The sequence below is a fragment of the Mordavella massiliensis genome, from assembly GCF_016901695.1.
In the GTDB taxonomy this organism is placed as follows: Bacteria; Bacillota; Clostridia; order Lachnospirales; family Lachnospiraceae; genus Claveliimonas; species Claveliimonas massiliensis_A.
This window is the reverse complement of record NZ_JACJKS010000034.1, coordinates 1-8,144: the sequence shown is the minus strand read 5'-3', so window position 1 is coordinate 8,144 and position 8,144 is coordinate 1. Positions and strand designations below refer to the sequence as shown.

At 48.0% G+C, this 8,144-nt stretch carries 10 protein-coding genes; 5 read left to right on the top strand and 5 right to left on the bottom strand.

Annotated elements, in window-relative coordinates; genetic code table 11:
- From H6A20_RS12830 to H6A20_RS12820, 3 genes are all read right to left on the bottom strand, one after another.
- On the bottom strand, window positions 1-882 hold an 882-nt coding region (locus H6A20_RS12830), incomplete at its 3' end, for a hypothetical protein (protein ID WP_204907493.1).
- 26 nt (window positions 883-908) lie between these two features.
- Entirely contained in the window at window positions 909-1,073 is a 165-nt protein-coding gene (locus H6A20_RS12825; RefSeq protein WP_204907492.1) for a hypothetical protein, read from the bottom strand.
- 120 nt (window positions 1,074-1,193) lie between these two features.
- Window positions 1,194-1,532 (bottom strand): hypothetical protein, encoded by a 339-nt coding sequence (locus tag H6A20_RS12820; protein ID WP_204907491.1) that lies wholly within the window; start codon window positions 1,530-1,532, stop codon window positions 1,194-1,196.
- Between the two features lie 50 nt (window positions 1,533-1,582).
- Here H6A20_RS12820 and H6A20_RS12815 point away from each other — a divergent pair, with 50 nt between their 5' ends.
- The 4 genes from H6A20_RS12815 (at window position 1,583) to H6A20_RS12800 (ending at window position 4,880) form a co-directional block, all read left to right on the top strand.
- The gene (locus H6A20_RS12815; protein ID WP_204907490.1) at window positions 1,583-2,080 is read left to right on the top strand and encodes a hypothetical protein; all 498 of its coding nucleotides are present in this window, start codon (window positions 1,583-1,585) and stop codon (window positions 2,078-2,080) included.
- Between the two features lie 155 nt (window positions 2,081-2,235).
- The gene (locus tag H6A20_RS12810; protein ID WP_087174572.1) at window positions 2,236-2,679 is read left to right on the top strand and encodes a hypothetical protein; all 444 of its coding nucleotides are present in this window, start codon (window positions 2,236-2,238) and stop codon (window positions 2,677-2,679) included.
- Window positions 2,680-2,977: 298 nt separating this feature from the next.
- A complete protein-coding gene (locus H6A20_RS12805; RefSeq protein WP_204907489.1) occupies window positions 2,978-4,411 on the top strand; it encodes a response regulator transcription factor in 1,434 nt (477 codons plus the stop codon).
- A 19-nt stretch (window positions 4,412-4,430) separates the two neighbouring features.
- Complete coding sequence (locus H6A20_RS12800) at window positions 4,431-4,880, top strand: hypothetical protein (RefSeq protein ID WP_076779351.1); 450 nt, start codon at window positions 4,431-4,433, stop codon at window positions 4,878-4,880.
- A 117-nt stretch (window positions 4,881-4,997) separates the two neighbouring features.
- Here the strand turns inward: H6A20_RS12800 and H6A20_RS12795 are convergent, their stop codons facing one another.
- Together H6A20_RS12795 and H6A20_RS12790 are read right to left on the bottom strand one after the other, a co-directional pair.
- On the bottom strand, window positions 4,998-5,960 hold the full coding sequence (locus H6A20_RS12795) for a helix-turn-helix domain-containing protein (protein ID WP_204907488.1): 963 nt from the start codon (window positions 5,958-5,960) through the stop codon (window positions 4,998-5,000).
- A gap of 193 nt (window positions 5,961-6,153) precedes the next feature.
- Complete coding sequence (locus H6A20_RS12790; protein ID WP_140398027.1) at window positions 6,154-6,774, bottom strand: Spy0128 family protein; 621 nt, start codon at window positions 6,772-6,774, stop codon at window positions 6,154-6,156.
- 393 nt (window positions 6,775-7,167) lie between these two features.
- Here H6A20_RS12790 and H6A20_RS12785 point away from each other — a divergent pair, with 393 nt between their 5' ends.
- Entirely contained in the window at window positions 7,168-7,854 is a 687-nt protein-coding gene (locus tag H6A20_RS12785) for a M15 family metallopeptidase (RefSeq protein ID WP_087161968.1), read from the top strand.
- Window positions 7,855-8,144 lie beyond the last annotated feature (290 nt).

Below are 8,144 nucleotides of genomic sequence, written 5' to 3'. Positions count from 1 at the left end.
CTGCCAGTGATTAGTATCATCATATTTCCATGCTTTATCGTGAACATCGTGCGTATGGACCGGAATCGTCTCTTCCTGCGTATATTCGCAGACGGAGCAGGTGCGTTCTTTTAAACCCTCCTCCGTTGTGGTGGCAGGCTTGGTTTCCGTCCAGTCGCCGAAAGTATGGTTGGCTACAGTATCTTGATTAACTTCTTTGCAGTAGTAGCATACCTTCCAGTGTGTAGTCGAACCGCTACTCCAGTCGTCGGTATAGTAATGTTGGTGTTCCCTGTATCTATCAATCTGCTCATAGCCGCAGGTAAGGCACTGCCTTTCACATACGTCATACTTCGTATTTACATCATAATAGATCAGCTCCCATTCGCCGAAGTTATGGGGGCTCTCTTCAGATTTCTCTCCGCAGCTGCATTCTTTCCAATGCTGGGTTCCATTATTTTTCCAGCCGTCGAAGCTGTGTTCATGGGGGGGAGTAGGCCCCTCTCCGCCGCCGGAGCCTTCAAGTGTAGCCCAGTCACCCCATTCTCCTGGGCTGGTAACGTATTCGTTGGGAAACTCTCCGACAATGATGCAGCTTCTCGCCCTTATTTCAACTGTGTAATTTTCGCGAGCCTCCGTCATCAGGCTGCCATTAAACAGATGATATCTCTGTACTGTCAAATCGGGACCGTCAATTATTGTCTCGCCGAGCTTCAACCGAAGCTCGTATTGATACTGGCCGCCGCCCGAGGGCGCGTCCCACTGTACCATGCTTTTAGGGCTCTCTGCCCATCGTATGTTTTGGGGCATACCTGCGCCTGCCGCAAACACTGTCGCCGGCAGTATTCCTACCACCATGCATAAGGACAGCAGCAGCGCCAGCAAACTCTTTTTTCGAAGCATCTTCATTCTCTCCTTTGCAAATAGAATCAGTTTTTGGTATTTCCGCCGTCCGGTCCGGACGGATCCTTTCCTCCGGCTGGCGGGTTATCCTGTGCCTTCCGCTTTTTCCTGTATAAGAATACAAGCAGCAACGCCGTCAGTTTCTTTTTTTCTTTTTTGCTTGCATTTGGTTTCTCCTCCTTGTCAAACAAAACTTACTGTAGCGCCTTTTTCGGGATTTGTGCAGGTCGCTTTAGCGCCAATTTCCCAAAAATTATGTGGCGCACCTGCGCCAATCCACATTTTTCGCGGAAATCATGGGGAAATACCGCTTATCTCATTAGATCCTGATATTCTGGGTCTGTTGTCCGAATCCCCCACGCCAGTTCCCAAAGCTTTTCATCTTCGGAAAGGACATAGCACCTGCCATCCACCCCTTCGAACCGGCGTTTATCAAACCAGAAACTGTAGGTATCCCCTTGCGCCGTCACAAATGTAAGCCCCCGGGTATCTGTAGAGACGATGGGTGACTCGGATTCCACCGACACATCCCGCAGTGCCTGCAAGACCCCGGCGATCACCGTTTCGTCCCTTGTCTCGTAGTCCGCCGCCGTCTCTGTCCAATGGTGAAAGATCAGTTCCACCGGCAGTTCCTCATGGGGCAGCTCCAAAAGCTCCCGCTGCTTTTCGGTGCAGTAAGCAAAAAGGGAGTCCCCTTGGTATGCCGGGGACGAAGTCTCTGTCGGGGTCGGAGTCTCTGCCGGAAGCGCAGGATCTGATGCTGCACACCCCGCCAGCAAACAGATGGCTGCCAGAAGTGCCGCTGCCCCTCTTTTTTTCATTCGTGCCTCCTTTCTTCTGTCCTGGTCTCATGAATCGCTTTGCTGCTCGGCCTGTAACGCCAAAGTCGATCCAAACTCTTTTTTTGTCCTTTTATGGTTTTACTGTATCGTTTTTTAAGGATCTGTGCAGGCTGCTTTCGCGCCAATTTATCAAAAAACGCATGGCGCACCTGCGCCAATCTATTTTTTGTGTGAAAATTCCAAAACACCTTGATTGTGCAAAAGGGATTGCCGATCATGACAGGCGGCCTGCTACGTCCTGTAAACTTAAGAGGTATTACACTCTGTACAGGGTGGATGGCCTCAATTTTCCGCTCAAAGCTTCGTTTCTCAAAATGGCGCAGGTGCGCCACAGTGTTTTTTTAGTTTGGCGCTAAAGCGGCCTGTTAGAAACACCAGCTTCCTGCTATGTAAAAAACGAAAAGTTCACATGATGGAAGGCCGGCCAGGACACAGAATGTCCAAAAAGCTTCAGCTGACCTTTTCGGAACGCAGGATCAGAAAGGGGATATAAAGGGGATATATCGTATGTATGCAAGGTTCAGGCCGTACCATCTCATTGGCGCCATCGGTGGGTTCCTCACTGCCCTCACCGCCATTATTAGCTTGGCAGTTTCCACATCGTACTACTTTCTTTGGCGCGTTCAGCGCTACCCGTGACAGCCTCATCAAAGTAGGCAGCCTGATCGCGGGGATAGGTCTTGGCTTTAATATCTTGATCTCAATTCTCCAGATGGCGGGGGTGTACGTTTTTGTTCTGGCTCTTCTTGGGGCTCTCGTTATGATGGCAGGGGTTGTGATCGCCTGTATCAAATTCATCATGCTCTTCCAGAGAGACGCTTTTGTCGTGGTGTTCTGCGTGTTTATTTTCCTGGGGCTTCTGCTGTCTTTATTCTGGACGTGGGCAAGCCTGATAAGCGGCGCTGGGCTGGGTGGCCTGCTGATTTATTTTTACGTCCACAATATCACCTACTAGACAGCTTCTCTCATTCAGGATGTTTCCTTGTTTACCGCGGCTACACCGTGTGGCTGCGGTAAAACGGCATGTGCGGGCGCAAAAAAACGGTAGTTCCCGGATGCGGAACGCAGCTCCAAAAATATACGGTTTTATCCAGGAGCATCCCTGGTTTAGGTCAAACAGGAAGGATTGTATATTCCGCAAAACGTCAGCGAAAAAAGTCTCTAACCGACCGAAATCGTTGAAAATCCATGCCGTTTATAGTATAATAATCTATAATTGTACCATTGCGGAGAAAGGGGGTGGAATGAGACGTATGGTAATAATAAAGAAAAGCTTCACAAATCCAAAATCCATTTATGCGATTCTGCTGCTTGGTATTTTTACTTTTCTATTTCTTGGCGCCGAGTACCTATATGTGAATATGATCTCGCTTACGGCAGGGGAAGAAAAAACGGTGATTGCGCAAAACTACGCGTTAGGAATAAGCGCTGTCGGTTTTTTGCTCTATCCGCTGTTTCATCGCTTTTTGAAAAGGCGGGTACAAATCGTTGGACTTTTTATCCTTGCACTAGCAGCGGCAGTATGCAATTTTTTGGTTCAAAAACATGTTTCTTATTCGTCCACTCTGCTCTCCGGAATGGCATTGTTCCTGTTTCTGGGGATATTGGGAAGCGCGGCCCACTACCTGTTTTTCAAACTGGCGAAGGATCGCACCCATCTGGCGCGTATGGTTGGTATCTCCTATGCCCTTGGGATCTTCCTGCAGTTTCTAAATAACAATCTTGTGGATCTGGAAACTGCGGAAGCCTTGATACTTTCACTCTTTGCCCTTGTAGCGTTAGCGCTGTTACTGAAGGCAGAAAGGCTTTGCCGCCAGGAAAATGCAGAAGCGGAAGAACTCCCGTCTCCCGCCATAGAGGAGGATGGGAAGGGAACCCGAAAGAAGATCGCCGCCGGCGGACTCCTTGCACTGCTTGTCATCCTGATGGCATGTATCTTCAGTACGCTGGACAACGCGGTCACCATGCATCATACAGCAGGCACTGACATCGGGCAATGGCCGCGGCTTTTGCTGGCGGTAAGCGGCCTTTCTGCCGGCTTTCTTTTTGATATCCGAAAGCGGAAATTTATGGCCATGATGATGTACTGCGTCATGCTGATGTCCGTCATCTGTTTGGTAGTACTCAAGCTGGGCGGCCCGTTTTTGATCGGCCTGATCGTATTTTATCTTTCGGCTGGATTTTTCGTGGTATTCTTCACCACCAGCTTTCTGGATTTTGCCCGCCATATGCCCACGCCAGCGCTGTGGGCCGGTATGGGGCGCGCCATGAATAACGTGAGCGCCGCTTTGCTTACCAACGCCTCTGTAGCGCTGCTTGTTTCTGACAGCAATGGCATGGCATCCATCATTCTGGCACTGGTCCTGTTTGTGGCCGTCAGCGTAGTCATCTATCTTTATACAGCCTGGATGCCGGTTTCATCCGGCACCCCCAAGGATATCCCGACAGACCTGGACCCTCAGGAAGCGTTCCGTCTTTTGTCGGAGCTGTTTATCCTTACGCCCAAGGAAACCGAAGTATTTGACAAGCTGGTCAATTCAGAGGAAAGTATTCAGGAGATCGCAGATGGACTGTATCTATCCCGGCGAACCTGTCAGCGGCATATCGCGGCGATCTATGAGAAAGCAGGTGTAAAATCACGCATGGGATTGTACCAGCTCTACATAGAAAAACAGCGCAGGCCATGACAGTCAGAAAGGGATTCGGATGAAGAGGATTAAAATTACCGTTTTGCTGATTTTATTGTGCGTACTGGCGGGGTGTTCCCCAAAAGACACATCGCTTCGGGCCTATTGCACCGAAAGCCAGCAGGAATTTCTGGATCAGTCGCTGGAAGAGCTGCCGGTCGCGCTTACCTATCATCACAACGATAACATCCTGGGACGCTACGAAACGACGGATGAAGAAATCATCTCCGAAATCCTGCAGGCATTACGGGAAACGACCATTGTATCCAAAGCTTTCAGCGGCTCTACAGACAGCCGGATCCTGGAGTTTGAGACAGCGGATGGGGATACCTGCCTCTTCTGGTTTGATGAAAACCGGTTCCATGGCGCCGGCGGAACATCCTATGTGCTTTCCGGCGACGAGGAGATTTGGGATCTGGCGCGGAAAATCCAAGAAACATATCCAGAGTACAGGGAAGCGATGGAGTAAAAAAGGCACATCGCAAAACCAGGCATTCCTTACTTGTATCCAGCTAAGGCTGTGCAAGCAGGGAATGCCTGGTTTATTTATACCCATTTTTCAAACGCAAGGGACTCGGATTTAGCCTCATTTATACTCTTCCCCTTCCACAATGGGCATTGTGATGTTTTCCATGGCTTCTCGCATTTTGGGGTGCCGGATAACAAAATGAATCGCCGGCGTTTTTTCCTTGGACACGATCGCCCAGCTTCCCTCATGGATAAGAATTTGGATATGGCGGAACGCAGGAGATTTGTTTTCCTCAATATGGTAGTTTTTATGCATCTGAGAAAAGCGCTTCATCATCTCCAGATGTTCCCGATATTGCTCATAGGTGTAGACGATATCCTCTTCATAAAAAGCGCCAGCCAAGGATAGCGTCATGGGGTATTGGGCAAACTCATCTTTTGAAAAGTTGGGATACGCTTCAAAGATGGAGTCGTGGGATAGAATTTCTTCCGTCAATTCCCTTTGAAAAGCAATATGTTCCATGATCCTGATCTGGTTTTTCTCCGAAACACGATTGTCCCTCAAAACCTGAAAGACAAGCGCATCGTCGGCCGTGTAGAGCGGCAGGGATGACAGGATTGACCGCCTTGTACCTTCTGTTTTTGCATCAAGCTTTAAAAAGGCATCCGCCGTAAATTTTTGAGGATCGGACAGCTTGCGCTGCCCCTTTCGGATACGGGACAGGTACGAAGGATCATAGCTCAAAAAACGCGCAAGATCGGATACGCTGACGGACAATGTCTTCAGCAGGGTATCAAAATTCAATCTGAGTTTTTCTATCTCGATACCAGGCCCCTGTGCCTGCTCGGAGAGCGCCTGCCGAACCGCTTCCTCTTCCATCTCCCGAATTTTCTTTTCGGCTGCTATCGCCGCAATCCCCTTGGCTAAATTCTCCAATTGCCTGGAATCTGCTTCCGGCACACGGTCTCCAGAGCGATATCGGCTAATTGTAGCTGTGGACAGGCCGGAGCGTTCCGCCAGATCCCTGGCGGAGCATCCGGTCCGCTCCATATATCGGTTTAGAACGTCTTTGAACTCCATAGTAACTCTCCCATAACCCTATGTCTCACGTCTTCTCTTTTCCTTGTATTGAGGTATGCATACGCATCGCCGCCCATACAAAACAGCGCCCTGTAATAAGCATCACAAGGCGCTGTTCCATAGCATAATCCAGTTTTCGGGCAAACAGCGCAAGTATCACGCCGTATACCTTCCTGCGCCAACGCGCCCAATATCAGCTTGAGCGCCGTTTTCCCCTTTTCTGTATGACGACGCTCACCACAAGGCCGGCGATACTTACAAGCGCCAAATACCCATACAGCAATATATTGGATTCATCACCAGTCTTGGGCGGGTTGGAATCGCGTGGAACGGGCGATGTGCCGTATCGGTTTGTAAACATTGCCTCCGCCAGTTTTTCGTCCGCATCCTCCGAACGGAGCGCAACCATCGCCGTCAGTCCTGAACCGTCCTGCGCATTTGTCACCGATACTTTCAGATGATAAACCGATGGGTCATAGGCGCATAATGGATTCAAACCCGCTATCTGCTCGATGGTATAAGTATAAATGCCCGGCTCCGTGTAGGACATGGAGGGAAAAGACATAAAAGAATTTCCCGAAATTACCATTTCAAAGATTCCATCCACACTTCCCTCCGGCATTGGATAGGAAGGATCCTCCGCCTCCATTTGAACCACAAATTCCTCCGGAACCGATGGCGCCGCTCCTTCCACCTCCACCTTGACCGGTATGGCAACAGATGGCAGGCCGGCAGCTAAAACCGACGGGGCTGCTCCCAATAGAAACAGTATAGCCAGTGCGATTCCGATGACTCCGAATCGTTTCTTCTTCATTTTATATTCCTCACATCTTCCCTTACTGTACTCGGTTCCATGAAAGCCAGGATCACAGTTCTTGCGTCGGTAAACTCCGAAGAACAAGTAGTCAACACCAGCACCTGCGGGTCTTCCGCTAAAACGCATTCTACGGTATTTGCAATTACGATTCCGTTTATAATCACTTGTATCCCGCCTTTTGTGGGACGGCTTGAGGCATTTGCGCGTGTTATGACTTTGTTCCCAGATCAGTTATTGTCCATCAATAAAAATCTGGAGGATTTCAGTCTATATCATATTGGCGGAAATATACTTGGTAGCGTATCTGTCATTATTCCTTTGTACCTGATTTTGTTCTGCCTAATCTTTCCGATTCTATTTATTGTATATCGGAGGACACAAATTAAATAAATGAGAGTACGAAGGAAAAAACGAACAAAACGTCTTATTGTATTACTTTCACTGCTACTGCTCGGCATCGTTGGATTTAGAAACATATTACCCAATTTGGGAGATGTTTTTCAGTATCATCATGTTGCCAGCGGAGAATATGGTTGGAACTTAATTCTGGTCAATAGAGATAATTACATCCCAGATGACTATACAGTGGAACTGACAGAATTGTCAAATGGCCAGAAAGTTGATTCCAGAATCTATCCTTCTCTCCAAGAGATGTTCGATGCTGCCAGAGCAGAAGGTCTTGGACTTTTTGTAGCTGATGGTTATCGTACCGCAGAAACACAACAGCAGATTTTGGAAGGAAAAATAGAGGCATACAAAAACGAAGGTTATTCTAGCGAAGAAGCTGAGAAGAAAGCCAAGGAATGGGTTGCTGTTCCCGGAACGAGTGAACATCAATTAGGACTGGCTGTTGACATCAATGCAGATAAATCTCAAAGTACCAGTGAAGAAGTTTATGAGTGGCTCTCCAAAAATGCGTATAAGTATGGATTTATACAACGATACCCGGAGGATAAAACGGATATTACCCATACAATTTACGAACCTTGGCATTATCGGTATGTCGGAAATGATGCTGCATTTGAAATCTTTTCTCAAAATATTTGTTTAGAGGAATACATTGAAACATTGGAATAGCCTGGGGTAATAAGTCTTTTAGAAAAAAACATTAAATAAGGTGGTGATATTATTGGGAGAATGATCATTTTGGAGTTGCAAGAGCAAGACTCTAAAGCATTTGAGGAGATCGTTTCCATTCTCCAATGCCATCCGGAAATAGAAAAATTCGAGCTAGCCAAGGAGCCGATACTATCCCTCCCGAGACCGTTTCAAGTTTTGTGTAAATTCAAAAAACTGATATAAGATATGTCATTAGTTACTCTTGGGCAGAGCTGTTTTTTTGAGGTTCTGCCCTTGCTTGTATTATA

Bases quoted from the DNA above. Each gene is read 5' to 3' on its own strand.
- H6A20_RS12815 (WP_204907490.1), top strand. From the start codon at position 1,583: ATGCCGGGGACGAAGTCTCTGTCGGGGTCGGAGTCTCTGCCGGAAGCG.
- H6A20_RS12795 (WP_204907488.1), bottom strand. From the start codon at position 5,960: ATGGAGTTCAAAGACGTTCTAAACCGATATATGGAGCGGACCGGATGC.
- H6A20_RS12805 (WP_204907489.1), top strand. From the start codon at position 2,978: ATGGTAATAATAAAGAAAAGCTTCACAAATCCAAAATCCATTTATGCG.
- H6A20_RS12790 (WP_140398027.1), bottom strand. From the start codon at position 6,774: ATGAAGAAGAAACGATTCGGAGTCATCGGAATCGCACTGGCTATACTG.
- H6A20_RS12785 (WP_087161968.1), top strand. From the start codon at position 7,168: ATGAGAGTACGAAGGAAAAAACGAACAAAACGTCTTATTGTATTACTT.
- H6A20_RS12800 (WP_076779351.1), top strand. From the start codon at position 4,431: ATGAAGAGGATTAAAATTACCGTTTTGCTGATTTTATTGTGCGTACTG.
- H6A20_RS12810 (WP_087174572.1), top strand. From the start codon at position 2,236: ATGCAAGGTTCAGGCCGTACCATCTCATTGGCGCCATCGGTGGGTTCC.